Origin of the sequence: Neochlamydia sp. AcF95 (genome assembly GCF_018342455.1) — a bacterium.
Taxonomy (GTDB): domain Bacteria; phylum Chlamydiota; class Chlamydiia; order Chlamydiales; family Parachlamydiaceae; genus Neochlamydia.
The window spans coordinates 1-19,329 of record NZ_JAEMUC010000051.1; the positions used below are offsets into that span (position 1 = coordinate 1).

Below are 19,329 nucleotides of genomic sequence, written 5' to 3' on the forward strand. Positions count from 1 at the left end.
TCAGAAGATTAATTAACAGCTTATTTTGCATTACTATTTGCCCTTTTTGCCAAGCTATTCATGACTCATCCAAAAGGTTATTTTTTGATACCTCTTAAACCTAACGAAGTAGTACTATTTAAGCCTTTGCAGATTAGCATTAATTAATTCTACAGTTGGATGATGGACACCATACAATTTTATGCTAATTCTGAGAGCTTTTTTAGTATATTCGAACGCTTGTTTTAAATTCCCGTGTTCTTGACAAATTTGTCCTAGATTGTTGTAATCGGTTGCCACCATGGGATGATTTTCACCCAAAAGCTTACGGCTAATGACAAGCGCTTTGCTGATATACCCTGCTGCTTTATCTAATTCTCCTTGAGCTTGATAGATTTGTCCTAGGTTGCTGTAACGAGTAGCTACCCGGGGATGATTTTCACTAAAAAGCTTAAGATCAATGGTAAGGGCTTTGTGGGTATACTCTGCTGCTTTATCTAACTCGCCTTGAGTTTTATAGATTTGTCCTAGATTGTTGTAGTCGGTTGCCACCATGGGATGATTTTCACCCAAAAGCTTACGGCTAATGACAAGCGCTTTGCTGATATACTCTGCTGCTTTATCTAATTCTCCTTGAGCTTGATAGATTTGTCCTAGGTTACTGTAATTGATTGCTACGGTGGGATTATTTTCGCCATAATGCTTAAGACCAATGGTAAGCGCTTTGTGGGTATACTCTAGCGCCTTGTCTAAATTGCCTTGATCTTGGTAGATTTGTCCTAGATTGTTGTAGTCGGTTGCCACCATGGGATGATTTTCACCCAAAAGCTTACGGCTAATGACAAGCGCTTTGCTGATATACTCTGCTGCTTTATCTAATTCTCCTTGAGCTTGATAGATTTGTCCTAGGTTACTGTAATTGATTGCTACGGTGGGATTATTTTCGCCATAATGCTTAAGACCAATGGTAAGCGCTTTGTGGGTATACTCTAGCGCCTTGTCTAAATTGCCTTGATCTTGGTAGATTTGTCCTAGATTGTTGTAGTCGGTTGCCACCATGGGATGATTTTCACCCAAAAGCTTACGGCTAATGACAAGCGCTTTGCTGATATACCCTGCTGCTTTATCTAATTCTCCTTGAGCTTGATAGATTTGTCCTAGGTTGCTGTAACGAGTAGCTACCCGGGAATGATTTTCACTAAAAAGCTTAAGATCAATGGTAAGGGCTTTGTGGGTATACTCTGCTGCTTTATCTAACTCGCCTTGAGTTTTATAGATTTGTCCTAGGTTGCAGTAGTATATAGCTATAATAGGATTATTTTCGTCATAATGCTTGAGGCCAATGTCAAGGGCTCGGCTGCTATCCTCTAACGCCTTGTCTAAATGGCCTTGCTTGTGGTAGATTGCTCCCCTGTTGGCATAACGAATTGCCACATTAGGATGATTCTCATCAGAAAATTTAAGGTCAATGTCAAGGGCTCGGCTGATACACTCTAGCGCCTTGTCCAAGTTGCCTTGATCTCGGTAGATTTTTCCTAGGTTACTGTAACAAGTAGCTACACTAGGATGATTTTCACTAAAGAGCTTAAGATCAATGGTAAGCGCTTTCCTGCTATACTCTAGCGCCTTGTCTAAATTGCCTTGATCTTGGTAGATTTGTCCTAGATTGTTGTAATTTCTTGCCACCATGGGATGATCTTCACCCAAAAGCTTACGGCTAATGACAAGCGCTTTGAGGGTATACTCTGCTGCCTTATCTAATTCTCCTTGATCTTGGTAGATTTGTCCTAGGTTACTGTAATCGATTGCTACGTTGGGATTATTTTCGCTATAATGCTTAAGGCTAATGGTAAGCGTTTTCCTGCTATACTCTAGCGCTTTATCTAAATTGCCTTGATCTTGATAGATTTGTCCTAGGTTGGTGTAATTTCTTGCCACCATAAGATGATTTTTACCATAATGCTTAAAGTCAATGGCAAACGCTCGGCTGAAATACTCGAGCGCCTTGGCTAAATTGCCTTGTCTAAAGTAGATGGTTCCAAGATTATTTAGGGCATTCGAGTTGTGTGGACTTGTTTGTATGGCTTGAAGATAACATTTTCTTGCTTTTTCATGTTGAAAAAGCCTGTGGGCTATATCCCCTTTCACCTTTGGAGAGTTATCATCCAAATTAGAAGATTTAAGTTTACCTTCATTGCCTGCTAAAAACTCGTCAATAGCTTGATAAAAAGGAATAAAGATATGGTAGATTTTTTTTATTTTTTTTAAGGTTTTATGATCTAAGGCAAACTGCTTTTTAGCAATATCTTGATCCTCAAAGTGAAAAGGTTTGAGGAGAGGATTCATCATCTCTTTTTGCGCTTGATAATAAGAATAAGTCTTAAGGCGCATGAATAATGCTAAACTCATCCAATCCTTTAACTTTTCAGTAGCCCCTTTTGTTATAACCTCTAACTCGCTTAGTTTATCAATCCTAGTAAACGTATCGGAAGCTTCTATTCCTTTGATAAGGGCTAGTCGGTCTAAAGCTAAATGAGGAAAGCGATAAAAATCATTTTTAACTTTGAAGAGCATACCATGCCTGCTTAAATCACCTATTCCTGGGTCAAAAGCTTCCATATCAGCTAGCACAAGGTGCTGTTTAGCTAAATACTGGCGCAGATCCAGGCTATCTTGATAAGAGGTATTAAGTTTGCTCTGAACATTTTGTCTATACTGTTCAGTTAGCTCTTCTTTGCCTAACAAATGAGTAAAGTTTAGCAATTCCATAGGAAGGTGAGGCTCTTTTTCATGCCACCATTGGCCTTTTTCATCTTTACCAATATACTGAGCCATCTGCCCAGGAGTTTGAATAAGCTCAAATGTCTTACCATTACCCAAAGGAGTTTTGCAGCCTTTTCCTTCCACCCCTGCTCCATCGAAGGCAAAGCCACGTGGCGTAATGCTATCAAAAAAATCTATAGCTTTTAAGCTAGGAATATTTAAAGCAGGGAGGATGGTTTCTCCTAAATTAATAACTTTTAAGTGGAATAGATTTGTAAGATTCCTAAAATACTTCTTATTTGCGTCGTTATCTTCTTTTATAAGAATGCCAAATTCTAGATCGGAATAAGGAGTCATTTCTTCCCTAGCTAAGGAGCCAAAGCCTACCATTGCATATTCACAAGGTGGCGGGCCTAATACATCAAGCGCCTGATTAACTAGTAAGCTAAAAAAAGCCTTTATATCCTGAGCGATCTTACCGTAAAGATCTTTCACTTTTAGGAAAGAAGGAGTTTCTGGAAGAGATTGAATCATCCCCTCTATTTCTTCTCTAAAAATTTTTAAAGCTTGACGATTGCTCTTAAATTCTTTTCTTATTCTATTATTTTCTGAAACTTTTCCCTGACACGACTTGATAAGTAAATGTTGAGCTTTCAAAAGCTTTTCTTCAAAAAATTTCTTTTTGTCATCAGAAACAATTTGCAAAGCATAATTGTAAAGTCCTGCTCCTTGTAAAAGCCTTTTCGATGTGCCTTTATTAACATAAATATCACCCAATTTTTCTACATAAAGGGCTTCTTGAATAAGATCTTCCTGTTGAATAGCTAGTTTTAAAGCTAAGGTGTAGGCTTTTTCTTCAGCTAAAAAGCTGTTTCTAATTAGATGTTTCCATTCTTTACATACTAGCTTGACTTGGCACAAATCCTGAAGTTCTAATTTTTTAAATATTTTTAAAGCGATCGCTGTATAGACGCAAGTATCTTCTATAATATAGCTAGAATGCTTTCCTTTTTTCTCAAAGGCAGGAAATAGATGGGGATGGATAGGATAGATCTCTAAATTCATTCATTTTATCCTTATTAGCTAATTTCAAAATGCACTGCTCCTGCATAACCTTGACTCGTAAAGGAGAGTATAAAAAATTCATTTTAAAATGAACCTCCTAAAAAAATTAAAAAATGACAAGAAAAGAATTAATGTGGGAGCTTATAAGCTTATAGTGGCTCCAGGGTGTTTTGATGAGAATTATTTGATAAATACCTTACCTAGTAATCCTCTCAGATAATTAGGTGCATAAGTGGCATTTCGCCTAGCATCGGTAATCCCTCGGTCAGAATCCATGGTTCTTATTACATTAACAGCTAAGCGTCTGATTAAAGCTATGTTTTCAGCACTAAAGCCTACATCACTTAATGAAGCATCTTCTTTAAAAATCACGTCCATTACATGGTGCAAACTATTTTCTATCGCCCAGTGCGCTCGAATCCACTTGGCAAATTCTTTAGCCCCTGCTTTTCGGCTAGATCCATAATAGCGGATAGCTTGTTCTACTTTATCTGCTACCTTCCGTTCAGAACGTATTTCAATCATGGACTGCAAACGCCATTTCTCCCGTTGAGGAAGCCAATGTAAGGCATTGACTACACACACATGACGGCTTTCTATGCGACCACGATTTTTCTCATGAGTTTCCTCTCGAGTTATTCCCTCTACTCCCTGGTAATTAACTGCTTTTGCTTGCTCAAAGAAGTTATACGCTTCTGCTTTAAGATGGCTTTGGTTACCTTTAATTCCTACTATAGCAGGGAAATTGCATGAAGATTTTATTTACCATTTAGGATTTCCATCATGTAATCTTTATTCCAGCCGGCTTTTGCTCTCTTACCCTTAATTCCTGCTTTTGCTTGTGTATCAGCTTTTAGTAGATTCATCGTACATCTTTTCAAAACCGATAGATTTTGGGCACCATGGTCTTTACGGACTTTGCTTTTATCTTCTCGGTAAGAAACATCTAGCTGCTATAAAGCTTTCCCTAGCAAAGATCTGCTATAGCACCATAAAGCTTTTCTCCTATAAGTGATCTTGCGTGTTGGCGCTGTAATTAGGCATTTATCCCGCTTTCATCTATGTAAATCCTATTTTCTTCCGGAATGTTTTCTAGCTTTTGCCTAAATTCCTCTCTGCTTATTCTCATCTCTTTCCTTGTAAAAGGGTGTCTTTTTTTTAAAGTGATTTTCAGCCTTTTACAAGCATAAAAAACTGCAGCTATTGTCACTCCGAATGCCTCAGCTATTTCTCTAAGGTAGACATCAGGAGTTTGCTTTATATATAATTTTAGCTTTTCACTATCTATTTTACTGGGGCTCTGTCGTCTTTTTTTAGGAGCTAGACCACCTTGTTTTTTCCGCTTAATCCAGTTTGTTAAGGTGCGAACTGTTACGCCAAACACCTCACTAGCTGTGGCCATGGAGCCGCCATTCTCTATATAATTCAAAGCTTTTTTTCTTAAATCGTGTGAATATACCATGCCAATTGATTATACATACATCCTTAGAAAAATAGAATTTAAATAACTATATTAGGCCATTTACGCAACAAGGCTTAAAAAAAACAAGAGATCTAAGAGCCATTTCCTTAGATCTCTCGGATTTTAGCTACCTATTATCTATCATCAATGAGTACCTATTACCAAGTAACTGTTACGCCTCCAGCAAGGTTCCAGGCAGAAAAACGATCCCACACTTCACCAGAAAACTCAACATAGCCTTGCCAGCAGTTATAAAAGGTTTTAGCAATATTAACTGAACCTTCAAAACCGCTAGTTTTTTGGTGGACGCCTTTAATTCTAAATTGCGAGCCTAAGTTTTTAAAGTGGGCTTGGAAACGTTCTTGTAACAAGTTAAAGCGATATTTCCAGGCAGCATCGGCATTTAAATGAAGCTCCCACCAAGGTAGATTAGTGCTCAAGTGTGTTCCTAAATAACCCACAGAGGCACTGATGTTTTTGCCACGCACATGTAAGTTGAGTGATTGAGCTCCATGTTCGCTAAGAGCATGGCGACGGTAAGAAGCATGTTCTAGTCGTGCAAAAGGCTGAACATAGAAGTTCTCGTAACCTAAATTTAGGCCAAGTTCTGTAAAAGATGTCCATTCGCTGACTCTAGCTTTTCCTCTAGCTTTTCTCGTAAGGTTACCCACATCAATAGAACGTTTGACTCTTACGCAGTCGGCACCAAGAATTGTTCCAGAAAAAGAATAGAAGTGGGGATTATTCCACATGTAGTAAATAGCTCCTTGCCAATTATTACCCTTGCCATGCCCATTTTGCTTAAAATGAATATGGTCTTTTTCATAAGAACCGGCAATACCAACCGTTAGCCACGAGTTTAAGAAATTAAAATTTAATGGCTTTTGGGCACCAAAGGTAATATTGAAATCATCCATTCTATAACCTTTAGCTCCATGAGAGTTACGTAGACGGCTCTGGCCTCCGCCTACAGCTCCCCACAATCTATATTCATCACAGTTTTCTCCACATTGTAAGCCTAAGCTATCATTGATGATAGGTTGGTACATCCTACGAATAAATGTTTGGGAAGCTGTTTGATTGGGCTGCATTAAATTAGCATATTGCTCACCAGACAAATCATTGAGAGCTTCTCTTTGTTCCTTAGAAGAAAGATTAGAGAGGTTATTAATGACCAGCGCTTCATCGGCAGATCCTGTATTAGTAGAGCTCCATTGCTGAGCGATGTGTCTCTCATTATAGGTAGAGGCAGAAAATGAGGCACTCATCAAATTGCCCAAAGGGCAAATTAAAGTACAACTACTCAAGCAAATTGTTAAAAGGGCTTTTAAATTATTTTTCATACGCATGTCCTATGCTGGTTGATAATGGAAAAACTCACTGATAGGTTTTTTTTAAATTTATCTCAAGAAAAAATTGATAAAGAGGAGGATGAGGCTGATTTGCTTTATTTGCTTTCTTAGCTCTAAGCTTGTTTTGGAGGTTATTTTCTTAATAAATAATTTAGGGGAGAAAACGATTTTTATCCTGTTCTTTTGGGAGCAAGCAGCTATTTTGCAAGAAAAAACGTTGACGATTTTGAGCGATTAATCGATACATCCAATTATATAAAAAAGAAGGAAGAAAGGAAATCCAGCCAATAAGCTTCCATCTTCCGCCTAATAGCCATAAAACTTGCAAGGCAGCTTGCCCCCATAAATAAACTTCTTTTTGAGAGGAAGCATAATTTTTAAGAAGAATTAAAGAATCGGCTGTATGAACCTTTCTAGGCAGAGTTCCTAGCAGCTTTTCTGCCGTTAAGCCTTGTAAAGGTGCAAAGAGAAATAGTTGCTTGGTATCATGTTTTATAAGGAAATATACAACATGGCTGCAGAGGGCACAGGTGCCATCATAAAAAATTAAATGTTTATCCATGCTGTTTTTTTTTCATCCATCGCTTAAGAAAGGCAAAACAAAGCTCTAAGAGCTAGTTATCTAGATATAATTTTTAATATTAATAAAGGTGTTTCATAAGCAAAAAATTATCAAGTAAAAATATCAATCGTATTTCCAGTGATCTGGCATGCAAGCATCTGCTGAGTAATCAACGCGCTAGCAAGCGGCAAGCTCGCTGAGAGGGTTAAAATCTTAAACATGCTCACGATAAAGTGAAGCTTAAGAAAGGAGTGTTTTTCATCATATCTTTAACTCCCTCTTAAAAGTCCTGATCTTTGAGCCTTTCTTTAAAAAATGCTTTGAAGCCTAGTTTGTATTCAATAGGCTAATCAGAGTAGTTTTTTTACGCTTTTTTTCATGAAAAAAGTTAAAGTTGTTGTTCTCTGGATGGAAAATTGTAAAAAATAGGAAAAACTTTTTAATCAATCCTATCCACCTAAGCAGCTAGCCATATTCATAGAGGCCTTCCTACTGGCCTTTATTCTTAGGGAGTTTTGAGCAAATAAGCCTCTTCAAATGCTTTTCCCACAATCGATTGGGCTTCATCTAATATTTGCTCTAAATGCTCTTGACCTCGAAAACTTTCTCCATAAATCTTGTAAATGTCTTCTGTCCCTGAAGGGCGAGCAGCAAACCATCCATTTTCGGTAACGACCTTTACCCCTCCTATGGCAGCACTGTTTCCTGCTGCATGAGTAAAGATACCCTGGATAGCTTCGCCTGCTATTTCCTTTGCTTCTATCTGCAAGGCAGAAAAGTTTTTTAATATCTGTCTTTGCTTAAGACTGGCGGGTGCTTCTACTCTATCATAAGCAGGGTTTCCAAATTCACGGGTTAAATCCTGATAAATTTCACCTGGGTCTTTACCTTGTTTGGCCGTCATTTCAGCAGCTAATAAGGCCAGGATAATCCCATCTTTGTCCGTCGTCCAGGTTTTTCCATCTAAACGAGCAAAAGAGGCACCAGCACTTTCTTCGCCACAAAAACTTAAAGATTCATTAAGAAGGCCATCGACAAACCATTTAAACCCTACTGGTACCTCATAAATTTTTCGATTTAATTGAGTGGCCACACGATCAATCATTTGGCTGCTGACGAGCGTTTTGCCTACTGCCGCCCCGGGATTCCATAAAGGCCGATGTTGAAAAAGATAAAAGATGGCGGCAGCGAGATAATGATTAGGGGGAAGTAAGCCTGAACTTTTAGTGACAATGCCATGTCTATCGTGATCTGTATCGCAGGCAAAAGCGACATCAAAGCGATTTTTTAAATTGATTAGCCCTTGCATAGCATAGGCTGAAGAGGGATCCATACGAATTTGACCGTCCCAGTCTAGAGTCATAAATTGGAAGGTTGGATCAATTGTCTTGTTAACTAGGGTAAGGTTTAGCTTGTAACGTTCTGCTATAGGCTCCCAATAATGAATTCCCGCTCCACCTAGCGGATCTACTCCCAATTTTATCTGGGATTTTTGAATAATCTCCATATTGATTACATTTTTAAGATCGCCAACATAGGCTTCAAGATAGTCATAGCGTTTAGTGGTAGACAAGCTTAAAGCTTTTTCATAAGAAATTCTCTTAAGGCCTCTTAGCTCATTGCGCATTAGCTCGTTGGCTTTTGTTTCAATCCATTGGGTAATATGAAGGTCAGCAGGTCCTCCGCTAGGCGGATTATATTTGATGCCACCTTGACTGGGGGGGTTATGGGAAGGGGTAATGACGATACCATCGGCTAAATTTTTGGTGCGATGGCGGTTATAAGACACTATAGCATGGGAGATAACGGGCGTAGGTGTATACTCTTCTCCTTCAGCTAGCAAAATTTCTATTCCATTGGCTGCTAATACTTCTAGAGCACTCATTAAAGCTGGCTTAGAAAGCGCATGCGTATCCATGCCCAGAAATAAAGGGCCATCAATTCCTTGCTGCTTGCGATACTGGCAAATCGCCTGGCTAATAGCTAGAATATGATGTTCATTGAAGCTTTTTTGCAATGCAGAACCACGGTGGCCCGATGTTCCAAAAGCTACCTGTTGAGCGGTGTCTAGGGGATCGGGCTTTTCAGCGTAATAAGCTGTGATAAGTTGGGGTATATTTACAAGCTTATCAGAAGGACTGATTTTTCCGGCTAGTGGGCTGACTCTCATTTATTTCCTCTTCATATTGTATGATAGCATGTTAGCTTAAAATTGTATTAGACCCTGCATGAAATTCCTTACTGCAGAAAGGCTTTTAATTTTAACTCGCACCAATAAAATAGTTTATTAGCTTTTTAACCTTTTTCGTTTAAAGGATTCTCCAAGCGGCTTATGGGTGCCAGCTTTGAAGCTTAATATGGCTTTTAAAATATTTTATGTATATAAAATTTATAGGCAACCTTGCAAAAATGTCAAGATGTAGATAAAGTGTGTCCAAGATAAAAAGCAACCCTATCTGCTAAAAAGATAAAGATTCTACAAAATTTTTTTGCGTTAATTTGAAGAATACAGAAAGCATACTAGAGGAGCCTCTATGAAAAATACATACAATCCTGTCCCCTCCACTCTGGCAGTATCCACTCATCTCCAAACGGAAGCAAGTCATAAAATTTCTCAAGTTCTCAATCCCTTAATTGCGGATGCTTTTGCTTTATATGTAAAAACAAAAAGCTATCATTGGCATATGTTTGGCCCTCACTTTCGCGATTATCATCTCTTGATGGATGAGCAAGCCGAGCAGATCTTTGCGATGATCGATGTCCTTGCAGAAAGGGTACGTAAGCTTGGAGCTCTTACCATTCATTCTATCAAACAGATTAGTCAATTGCAAAATGTGCAAGATGATGACGAGCCATCCTTTGAAGCTATCCAGATGCTTAAGCGTTTAGAAGAGGAAAATAGAAACTTGGCTGCTCGCATGCTTGCTGCCCATAAAGTTTGTCAAGAGTATCAAGATGTGGCCACGACTAGTATCCTTGAAGTTTATATCGACGAGGCCCAGCGGCGAGCCTGGTTTCTTTTCGAAACGCAGCAAAGCTAAATCCTTTGCTGATCAGGCCTTAAGATACCGTAAAGTTGGGGGAGCTATTGACGTGGATCTCCAAAAACGCTTTATTCTTGGCTTTTGTGCTTTCTTCTTAAAAAATAATTTAAAGCTGGTTGATTTTTCTGCAAAGAAAATCCTAGAAAGTAAGAAAAGGCTTTTTGAAGATTATAAGAATAAGCTCCTAACTTAAGGTAGAAACTAATGAGTAAGATTTAAAGGGGATAAAAAAGTTTCATCTGCCTGAATTTCCTTAATCTATTCATAGCTAACCATCAAAAAAAAGTTGATTTGAATTCGGAAATAAAAGATTTATTGTTCATTCTTTCATTTATCTAGACAAAGTGGCTCGTCTCAGATAAAAGGATAAAGAAAAATTTGAATAAATAGGTAGGGGTGCCAGCAAAGTAGCTGGTGTCTATTATCTTTTTAGGAATTGAAAAAGATGAACAAAATTTACAAATCAGCCTTTTTTATTGTTTCTCTCCTTGCCATCTTCCTCGTAGTAGGATGGTTTGTGCATAATAGCGATATCGCTGTGCTCAATCCTAAAGGAGCGATCGCTCAAAGAGAACTGGACTTAATCATTCAAGCAACTCTTCTGATGTTGATCGTGGTTATTCCAGTATTTATCCTGATGATTGCTATCGCTTGCCGCTATAGAGCCAGCAACTCCAAAGCAAAATATACACCCGATTGGGATCACAGCCATCTTGTTGAGTTTATCTGGTGGGCAATTCCTTTTGTAATTGTTCTGGTCCTTTCGGTTATCACTTGGAAAAGTAGTTTTGAATTAGATCCTTTCAAGCCGCTACAGGCAAGCACTAAGCCTCTGACCATACAAGCTGTAGCTCTACAGTGGAAATGGCTATTTATCTATCCTGAGCAGAAAATTGCTACGGTAAACTTTCTTCAGTTTCCCAAAGATACACCCCTTAATTTTGAAGTCACTGCTGACGCTCCTATGAATGCATTTTGGATCCCGCAACTGGGGGGGCAAGTGTATGCGATGCCCGGCATGAAAGCAAAGCTACATCTTATAGCGCATGAACTAGGCAGCTTTAGAGGCTCTTCTGCAAACTTTAGTGGAGAAGGCTTTGCTGGCATGAAATTTACGGCTAAAGCCACTTCATCCGAAGATTTCGAGCAATGGATAGAAAAAGCAAAGCAATCACCTAAGCAACTTAGCTTAAACGAGTATAAAAAATTAATCCTACCCACTCAAAATTCCTCCGCAGAGACCTATATTTTGCAAAAAGAAAATTTGTTTGATTGGATCATTATGAGCTACATGATGCCCATGGGCTCAAATCCAAGCAAAAGCGATGCCTCTTTAGAATAATTAGTAAGTATTTGATCTTAATCCATATAGGGAAATGACATGTTTGGAAAATTAAACCTTGAAGCTTTCAAGCACGACCCCATTGAAAGTGGTGCGGGTATAGGCATGGCTATAGCTGGCTTAATGATTGTTGCTCTCTTATTTTATTTCCGTAGGTGGAAATGGCTCTGGAATGAATGGTTAACCTCATTGGACCATAAAAAAATTGGCATGATGTATATCATTGTCTCTCTTTTAATGCTATTCAAAGGCGTGGTAGATGCTTTGATGTTACGGGCTCAGCAGATACTCGCAGTAGGGGAATCGCAGGGCTTTTTGACCTCTTCCCATTTCCAGCAAGTATTCTCTGCTCATGGTACCACTATGATTTTCTTTGTGAGCATGGGAGCCGTGTTCGGCTTGTTGAACTTAATCGTGCCTTTACAGATAGGGGCTCGGGATGTGGCTTTTCCTTTTATGAATTCCTTGAGCTTTTGGCTGTTTGCAGCAGGTGCATTTTTGGTCAATCTTTCCCTTGTTATAGGAAATTTCTCGGCGACAGGATGGTTAGCTTACCCACCTCTTTCAAGTCTACAGTACAGCCCTGATGTAGGCGTAGATTACTGGATATGGAGTATACAGATTGCTGGTATGGGCAGCTTGCTCTCGGGAATTAATTTCTTAGTGACTATTTTAAAGATGCGTTGCCCTGGCATGACGCTGATGAAAATGCCTTTATTTACCTGGAGTGCTTTAAATAGCATGGTTTTAGTCATTTTTGCTTTTCCAATTTTAACAGCTACCCTTGGCATGTTGAGCTTAGATCGTACCGTAGGAACCCATTTTTTCACGGCCGATTTTGGAGGCAACCCTATGATGTATATCAACCTCATCTGGGCCTGGGGGCATCCCGAAGTTTATATTCTCATGTTGCCAGGTTTTGGAATTTTCTCAGAAGTTGTGGCAACTTTTTCACATAAGCGCTTATTCGGCTATACCTCCATGGTATGGGCGCTAGCTTCCATTACTTTTCTATCTTTTATCGTGTGGCTGCATCACTTCTTTACGATGGGAGCAGGGGCCAATGTTAACGCCTTCTTTGGCATTATGACCATGCTTGTTGCTATTCCCACGGGCGTAAAAATTTTTAACTGGCTATTTACTATGTGTAGAGGACGTATTCAATTTTCACGGCCTATGCTTTGGTTTTTAGGTTTCGTAGTCATCTTTACGAGTGGAGGCATGACAGGTGTGTTAATGTCTGTGCCTGCTGCTGATTTCCAGGTGCATAATAGCTTATTTTTGGTAGCCCATTTTCATTCCATGGTCATTGGAGGCGTCTTATTTGCTTTTTTCGCCGGCCTTGCTTATTGGCTTCCTAAGTTTTTAGGGTTCAAATTGCATGAAAAGCTGGGAAGATATGCTTTTTGGTGTTGGATTATAGGTTTTTTCTTGGCCTTCATGCCGCTCTATCTCATTGGCTTAATGGGAGCCACCCGCCGTTTAAACCATTATGAGGAGGCCACTGGCTGGCATCCCTTATTTGTGATTGCCGGGGTAGGCGTTTGCATCATTATCGGTGGCGCTTTCCTCCAATTTTTACAACTTATGGTAGGTGTGATCCAACGAAAACAAAATAAGGTGGGTAATGATCCCTGGAATGGTAGAACATTGGAATGGTCCATTTCTTCTCCTCCACCCATTTATAATTTTGCTATGATCCCTGAAGTGAACGAACGCGATCCTTATTGGGCTAAAAAACAGGCGCATGTGCTGGATGCAAAGAAGCCTTGTTATCAAGATATTCATCTACCTAAAAACTCTGCAATGGGTATCTATGTGGCTAGCTTTAGCCTCCTCTTTGGCTTTGCGGTTATTTGGCATATTTGGTGGCTTGCTCTCTTGAGCTTGCTAGGCACTATAATAGGCACCCTTATACGTCTCTTAGATGATAATACCGACTACTACCTATCAGCTGCAGAGGTAGAAAAAATAGAGTTAGCACATGCCAGGAGTAGGGGATAGCTATGACAGATTTAACGACGCTTTCATCCATCAATCATGCGGACTCTTCTCAAGCCACCTCTGCTAAAACGCTCTTTGGCTTTTGGATCTACTTAATGACCGACTGCATTTTGTTTGCCACCTTTTTTGCTACCTATGCCGTGCTGCACAATAGTACATATGGTGGACCTTCTGCTGGTCAATTGTTTAGCCCTACCTTTGCTTTGATAGAAACTCTTATCTTATTAACCAGCAGCTTTACCAGCGGATTGGTTATGTTAGCGGCTCACCGACAAGAAAAAAATAAGACGTTAAGCTATTTAAGCTTAACATTTTTATTAGGGCTATCCTTTTTGATCCTGGAAATAATGGAATTTAACTATCTTATCCAGGAGGGACATAGCTGGCAAAAAAGTGCTTTCCTTTCAGCCTATTTCACCTTGGTTAGTACCCATGGCTTGCATATTCTAGCAGGCTTACTATGGATAGTAGTCCTGGGAATGCAAATTTTGTCACGGGGTTTGAGCGCAAATACGCTTAGACGATTAGCTTGCTTTAGCATGTTTTGGCATTTTTTAGATATTATATGGATTTTTATCTTCACCTTTGTCTACTTAATGGGAGCGCAGTAACATGAAAGATAATCTTTATCCTATAAAAACTCCGCAAGCTTCTAGGCATGGAAGCTTTAAATCCTATGGAATAGGCTTTGCTTTATCCCTAGTATTGACTTTAGCTGCCTATATAATTGTCCAGGAACATTTATTAACCGGTAAAGTTTTAGTTGTTGCCCTGGTTAGCTTAGGAGTCATGCAAGCTCTAATCCAGCTTTTATTTTTTCTTCATCTTAAAGAAGAGAATAAGCCCCGCTGGAATCTAGTGGCTTTAGCTTTTATGATAGGGGTGATTGCCATTTTAGTAGTCGGCTCGCTATGGATTATGAATGATTTAGATGAAAGATTGATGTCTATGCAAGCGATGTTTCACCCCAGCGAATAGAAAATATGACTCTAACCTCTAGGATTAAATCATAAGGCTATTTAAGACGATGACCATTAAAACTTATTACATGTTGACTAAGCCTGGCATCATAGCAGGTAATGCGGTAACAACCTTTGGCGGCTTTATGCTTGCTTCAAAAGGACCTTTTAACTTCTGGCTGTTTTGCTGGACTCTGCTGGGTCTATCTTTAGTGATTGCCTCAGCATGCGTGTTTAACAACTATATGGATCGAGAGATAGATAAGAAAATGGCGAGGACTAAAGATCGAGCGCTTGTTAAGGGTCTGGTCTCTAAACAAAACGCACTCCTATTTGGTACTTTTCTTGGTTTGTTAGGAATGGGCGTGTTAGCTTTATATGTTAATTTTTTGACAGCCATGATAGCTCTAACTGGTTTTTTATTCTATGTAGTCGTGTATGGCCTATCGAAATATAGATCTTCTTATGGCACGGTAATAGGAAGCCTAGCAGGAGGCGTCCCTCCCGTTGTAGGTTATTGCGCGGCCAGCAATCAATTAGACTTAGGTGCTTTCCTCCTGTTTACCATTATGGTCCTATGGCAAATGCCCCATTTCTTTGCGATTACCCTCTATCGCCTAGAGGATTATGCTGCCGCCTCCATCCCAGTTTTGCCGCTTGAAAAGGGTATATACACGACCAAAATACAAATGTGGTTATATATCATGGCTTTTATCTTGGCGACTGTCATGTTAACGTTCATGGGATATACTGGCTATGCCTATTTAACCGTGGCTGTCCTGATGGGGTTAATGTGGTATGTGTTATGTTTAAAAGGTTTTAAAAGTGATAACGACAAGCAATGGGCCCGCCAAATGTTTTTATTTTCTATCGTAGTGATTATGGTCGAATGTTTCATGATGGCTATCGATAGGGTTTAAAAGGAAACAGATACTTGGCTAACCAACCCGATACCTCTGCTTGGCTATCTTGTAAAAGAGTTTAAGAATCAAGATAATCATTTCTACAGCATTTTTCGCTAGCAAATAGCAAGGATAGATAGACAGTATTAACAGTAACTAAGAATTTATTTTAAGATTCAAGCCTAAAAACTATAAAAGAATCCATTAATGCTAAAAGACAAAGAAATAGCCAAAAAAAAATTACCTTCGCGATTTTAGGTTTATCTCCTTGCTTTTTTAAAGGTGTAAATAGATTTATGAACGAAAAAGGTTGATAGGGTTTAAAAATCTTTGGAGAAAAATTGTTAAATTTTTTTGCAGCAGCATATCTAAAGCTTCCTAGAGGATTAAAACCTATTTCTCACTAATTTTACTAAAGTCTAGCAATTGAGAGAACATGTCAAAAACGCGCTGCAGCAAAGCTATACGGTTGTCTCGCAATTTTAGATCATCCGCCAAGATTTTAACTTCATCAAAAAGCTGGGCTAAAGCTGGTTGGATATCTGCAATTAGTTCGTAAGCTTTATCATAATCATGCAAGGTAATTGCCTGAGTGAGTTGCATCTGCTTTTGACCTAGCAAAGCATCCAAGTTCTTCTCAGCATTTTCTTTAAGTAATTCTTTTGAAAAAGCGGCACTTGGAATGTTTGCTAATTGGCCTTTAGCTCTTTTATAAACTTCAAAGAGAAGAGGAAACTTTTTGTTGGTTTGCCTAAAATGGTGAAGGGATTTAGCTTTGCAAAAAGTATCGTAGATATCACTAAAGTTAGAAGAAAGAGAAGCTTCGATTTCATCTTTAGAAAGATCATATTCTTGGAAAACTGATTTAATACGGTTGGTAATAAAAGCTTCTATCTCTTGTAATAAATGCTCTCTATCTTTTATTAGAGCTTCAGGGAAATGATCAAAACATTGCCGGAAGACCTCCATTAAGGGTAGACGGTAGCAGCCATTGATAAGCATTTTAATCACGCCGAGAGTCTGGCGCCTTAGCGCATAGGGGTCACTAGAAGAGGTAGGCTTAAGATTCACACAATAGCAACCGATTAAATTATCGATTTTGTCAGCAAGACTTACTAAGGTGCCTGTAAGGGTTTGGGGTAAAGGGGCGTTTTCTCCTCGCGGCATCCAATGTTCATCTAGGGCTTCGGCTACCTCGGGATCCTCGCCTGAAGCTAGCGCATAGTATTTTCCTATTGTACCTTGTAGGTTGGGAAATTCATAAACCATTTCCGAGGCTAAATCGGCTTTACATAACCAAGCTGCTCGTTTAGCTTTTTCCAAGCTACCTTTGTTAAGCAATTTTTGCAAAATCTCTACATGAGAGACAATCCGTTTAACCTTATCCCATACGCTCCCTAAGTGAGCTTGGAAAGTCACTTGTTTAAGCTTTTCATTGTAAGAATCTAAGGATACTTTCAAGCCCTGCTCATATAAAAAAGCTCCATCAGAGAGCCTAGCTGATAAGACACGCTCATTACCAGCCCGTATATAATCCGAAGGATTGTTGTCAGCGGTAATAATGAAGATGTTTTGCAGTTGCCCTTGGGCATCGGTAACAGGGAAATATTTTTGATGTTCCACCATCTCAGAAATCAATACTTCTTTAGGAACCTTAAGAAAAGAGGCATTGAAGTAGGCATAAGTTACTTGGGGCCACTCCACCAAGTTCAAAACTTGGGGGATGACAGCCTCTCGACAGATAATCTTTGCTTGTAAAGAGTGTTCTAGCTTATCTAGGGCAGCAATGATGGTATTTTCTCTTTCCCCCATATCTACCATCACCTGATGTTTCTTTAAAATTTCCACATACTCTTGGGCTTTATTAAGAGCAAAAGCTTCAGGGGACAGCTGACGATGCCCAAAGGATTTCCGACCAGCCTGAATATTGCCCACGCTAAAGGGGATGATATGAGGGCCATGAAGGCAGGTGATCCAGCGCAGAGGACGTGCGTAAGAAATTTCAAGAGAACCCCAGCGCATTTTTTTAGGAAAATCGAGGCTTAAAATGAGACTAGGTAAGCTTTTAGCTAAGATTTGCGCTGTCGGTATTCCTGGTGTTTGCATGGAGGCAAATAGATAATCGATTCCTTTGATTTGTTGAATGCGCACCGAGCCGTAGGGAGCTTCACGGATAGTAGCCAAGGAAATAGGGGAAATGCCAAGCGAGCGAAAGAAACCTTCACCTGCTGGTTTTAATTGCCCATCGCTATCATAGGCTTGCTCTAAAGAGGGCCCTTTTTTTTCTAGGATTTGCGGGGGCTTAAGGTAAGGAAGATCTTCAACATACAAGGTCAGGCGGCGAGGAGTTCCATAAGTTTTAATGTCTCCATAAGCAATACCTTCTTTATTTAAAAAAGCTTTAAATGCTTTTTCTAGATTTTGACAGCCCAAGCTGACAAATGAAGCGGGGAGCTCTTCAGAGCCAATTTCTAAAAGAAAAGCCTCTTTTTTATTAGTATCGAGCATTTCCCTTTCTTCTTCTTTAGAAGGCGTAGGAGCTATAATCTCTTCCTTTCCCGCTGGTGGCGCAGAGTTAAATTTGCCTAGTAAAGGGTAGTTAAGTTGTTCGCGGCTCTTGGTATAACTTTCGGCAATTTGCTTAGTAAGATTACGTATACGGGCAATATAACCTGTTCGCTCAGTAACAGAAATGGCGCCCCGTGCATCCAGAATATTAAAAGCATGCGAAGCTTTCATGACAAAATCATAGGCCGGCAGCGGCAAGCCTGCAGCCATTAATGCTTGAGCCTCTTTCTCAAAATCATTAAAGTGTCGAAACCACATTTCGGTTGAAGCGTTTTCGAAATTGTAATGGCTCCATTCGACTTCATTACGATGATAAATATCTTTATAGGTAATCTCTTCATTCCATTGTAAATCAAAGATGTTATTGACTTTTTGTAGATACATGGCCAAACGTTCAATCCCATAGGTAATCTCACCGGTGATGGGTTTTAAATTGAGCCCCCCCACGCATTGAAAATAAGTAAATTGGGTAACTTCCATTCCATCCATCCAGACTTCCCATCCTAATCCCCAAGCTCCTAGTGTAGGGGCCTCCCAATCATCATGCACAAAGCGGATATCATGCTCACTTAAGTTAAAGCCAATAGCTTCTAAGGATTTTAGATATAGATCCTGGATATGCGAGGGTGAGGGCTTGAGAATCACCTGGTATTGAAAATAGTGTTGAAGGCGGTTGGGATTGGTTCCATAACGTCCATCTGCAGGGCGGCGTGAGGGTTCAATGTAAGCTGCACGATAAGGCTCGGGACCTAAGCAGCGTAGAAAGGTGGCAGGGTTAAAGGTCCCGGCTCCTACTTCAAGATCATATCCTTGATGGATAATACATCCTTGCTGTTCCCAAAAAAGCGAGAGACGTCTTAAAACTTCCTGAAAGGTAATCATGTAGATACTCATTTTTTATAAAAGGCATGATGTTATCTTATTTAAGAAAAATAACGCTACATTTTCATCATCTTCACTTCTCTCTTAATTGTTTTCCCTTTTATTTTTTATTATATAGCCCTAAAGTTCTCTACTTGCGCTTTTCGTCTTGTAAATAGCTTAAACTGAACCCTCCCTAGCTAGGAAATCATAAAAATCGAGGAAAAAAACTTCTAAATAACCAATAAATAGCTTTATAAATTTTTAGACGTATGGATAACTTTTTTTATTCTTACCAGGGAAACTGGCCTTTAATAAAGGAGGTAAGGCACTTTCTCTTATCCCAACAAGCAAGTTTTAAGCAGGCTCTACAGATTTTTAGTAGGCTTGTTTTTTTAACGCCAGCTAAAATAATTAGTAAGGAATTAACTAGTAGTTATTTAATACATATGGTATGCTGCATTAT

General features: G+C 39.3%; 13 protein-coding genes. 6 read left to right on the top strand and 7 right to left on the bottom strand.

Features of this window, described 5'->3' with window-relative positions; genetic code table 11:
- Window positions 1-114: 114 nt before the first annotated feature.
- The 6 genes from NEOC95_RS06460 to pgm all read right to left on the bottom strand — a co-directional run bounded on the left by NEOC95_RS06460 (window position 115) and on the right by pgm (window position 9,353).
- Window positions 115-3,807 carry a tetratricopeptide repeat protein gene (locus NEOC95_RS06460; protein WP_213152211.1) on the bottom strand — a complete coding sequence of 1,231 codons (3,693 nt, stop codon included), beginning with the start codon at window positions 3,805-3,807 and terminating at the stop codon, window positions 115-117.
- 180 nt (window positions 3,808-3,987) lie between these two features.
- The gene (locus NEOC95_RS06465; protein WP_213152236.1) at window positions 3,988-4,569 is read right to left on the bottom strand and encodes an ISAs1 family transposase; all 582 of its coding nucleotides are present in this window, start codon (window positions 4,567-4,569) and stop codon (window positions 3,988-3,990) included.
- A gap of 274 nt (window positions 4,570-4,843) precedes the next feature.
- Window positions 4,844-5,269, bottom strand: a complete 426-nt coding sequence (locus NEOC95_RS06470) for an IS630 transposase-related protein (RefSeq protein WP_213152212.1) — start codon at window positions 5,267-5,269, stop codon at window positions 4,844-4,846.
- A 158-nt stretch (window positions 5,270-5,427) separates the two neighbouring features.
- Window positions 5,428-6,612, bottom strand: coding sequence for an autotransporter outer membrane beta-barrel domain-containing protein (locus NEOC95_RS06475; protein ID WP_213152213.1), 1,185 nt, complete (start codon window positions 6,610-6,612; stop codon window positions 5,428-5,430).
- A 160-nt stretch (window positions 6,613-6,772) separates the two neighbouring features.
- Window positions 6,773-7,183: a thiol-disulfide oxidoreductase DCC family protein gene (locus NEOC95_RS06480; RefSeq protein WP_213152214.1), complete on the bottom strand. Its 411-nt coding sequence runs from the start codon at window positions 7,181-7,183 to the stop codon at window positions 6,773-6,775.
- Window positions 7,184-7,688: 505 nt separating this feature from the next.
- Entirely contained in the window at window positions 7,689-9,353 is a 1,665-nt protein-coding gene (gene pgm, locus NEOC95_RS06485; protein ID WP_213152215.1) for a phosphoglucomutase (alpha-D-glucose-1,6-bisphosphate-dependent), read from the bottom strand.
- Between the two features lie 364 nt (window positions 9,354-9,717).
- On the opposite strand from pgm, the gene NEOC95_RS06490 reads away from it, so the two are divergent.
- The 6 genes from NEOC95_RS06490 (at window position 9,718) to cyoE (ending at window position 15,452) form a co-directional block, all read left to right on the top strand.
- The gene (locus NEOC95_RS06490) at window positions 9,718-10,224 is read left to right on the top strand and encodes a Dps family protein (RefSeq protein ID WP_213152216.1); all 507 of its coding nucleotides are present in this window, start codon (window positions 9,718-9,720) and stop codon (window positions 10,222-10,224) included.
- A gap of 448 nt (window positions 10,225-10,672) precedes the next feature.
- Window positions 10,673-11,569: a ubiquinol oxidase subunit II gene (gene cyoA, locus NEOC95_RS06495; RefSeq protein ID WP_213152217.1), complete on the top strand. Its 897-nt coding sequence runs from the start codon at window positions 10,673-10,675 to the stop codon at window positions 11,567-11,569.
- A 39-nt stretch (window positions 11,570-11,608) separates the two neighbouring features.
- The gene (gene cyoB, locus NEOC95_RS06500) at window positions 11,609-13,573 is read left to right on the top strand and encodes a cytochrome o ubiquinol oxidase subunit I (RefSeq protein ID WP_213152218.1); all 1,965 of its coding nucleotides are present in this window, start codon (window positions 11,609-11,611) and stop codon (window positions 13,571-13,573) included.
- A gap of 2 nt (window positions 13,574-13,575) precedes the next feature.
- A complete protein-coding gene (gene cyoC / locus NEOC95_RS06505) occupies window positions 13,576-14,184 on the top strand; it encodes a cytochrome o ubiquinol oxidase subunit III (protein ID WP_213152219.1) in 609 nt (202 codons plus the stop codon).
- Between the two features lies 1 nt (window position 14,185).
- Window positions 14,186-14,551, top strand: a complete 366-nt coding sequence (gene cyoD, locus NEOC95_RS06510) for a cytochrome o ubiquinol oxidase subunit IV (protein ID WP_213152220.1) — start codon at window positions 14,186-14,188, stop codon at window positions 14,549-14,551.
- Between the two features lie 49 nt (window positions 14,552-14,600).
- Window positions 14,601-15,452 (top strand): heme o synthase, encoded by an 852-nt coding sequence (gene cyoE / locus NEOC95_RS06515; RefSeq protein ID WP_249270198.1) that lies wholly within the window; start codon window positions 14,601-14,603, stop codon window positions 15,450-15,452.
- A 375-nt stretch (window positions 15,453-15,827) separates the two neighbouring features.
- Here the strand turns inward: cyoE and NEOC95_RS06520 are convergent, their stop codons facing one another.
- Complete coding sequence (locus tag NEOC95_RS06520) at window positions 15,828-18,884, bottom strand: glycine--tRNA ligase (RefSeq protein ID WP_213152221.1); 3,057 nt, start codon at window positions 18,882-18,884, stop codon at window positions 15,828-15,830.
- Window positions 18,885-19,329: the final 445 nt, after the last annotated feature.

Bases quoted from the DNA above. Each gene is read 5' to 3' on its own strand.
- cyoE (WP_249270198.1), top strand. From the start codon at position 14,601: ATGACCATTAAAACTTATTACATGTTGACTAAGCCTGGCATCATAGCA.
- NEOC95_RS06470 (WP_213152212.1), bottom strand. From the start codon at position 5,269: ATGGTATATTCACACGATTTAAGAAAAAAAGCTTTGAATTATATAGAG.
- cyoB (WP_213152218.1), top strand. From the start codon at position 11,609: ATGTTTGGAAAATTAAACCTTGAAGCTTTCAAGCACGACCCCATTGAA.
- cyoC (WP_213152219.1), top strand. From the start codon at position 13,576: ATGACAGATTTAACGACGCTTTCATCCATCAATCATGCGGACTCTTCT.
- cyoA (WP_213152217.1), top strand. From the start codon at position 10,673: ATGAACAAAATTTACAAATCAGCCTTTTTTATTGTTTCTCTCCTTGCC.
- NEOC95_RS06475 (WP_213152213.1), bottom strand. From the start codon at position 6,612: ATGAAAAATAATTTAAAAGCCCTTTTAACAATTTGCTTGAGTAGTTGT.
- pgm (WP_213152215.1), bottom strand. From the start codon at position 9,353: ATGAGAGTCAGCCCACTAGCCGGAAAAATCAGTCCTTCTGATAAGCTT.
- NEOC95_RS06490 (WP_213152216.1), top strand. From the start codon at position 9,718: ATGAAAAATACATACAATCCTGTCCCCTCCACTCTGGCAGTATCCACT.
- NEOC95_RS06520 (WP_213152221.1), bottom strand. From the start codon at position 18,884: ATGATTACCTTTCAGGAAGTTTTAAGACGTCTCTCGCTTTTTTGGGAA.
- cyoD (WP_213152220.1), top strand. From the start codon at position 14,186: ATGAAAGATAATCTTTATCCTATAAAAACTCCGCAAGCTTCTAGGCAT.
- NEOC95_RS06480 (WP_213152214.1), bottom strand. From the start codon at position 7,183: ATGGATAAACATTTAATTTTTTATGATGGCACCTGTGCCCTCTGCAGC.
- NEOC95_RS06460 (WP_213152211.1), bottom strand. From the start codon at position 3,807: ATGAATTTAGAGATCTATCCTATCCATCCCCATCTATTTCCTGCCTTT.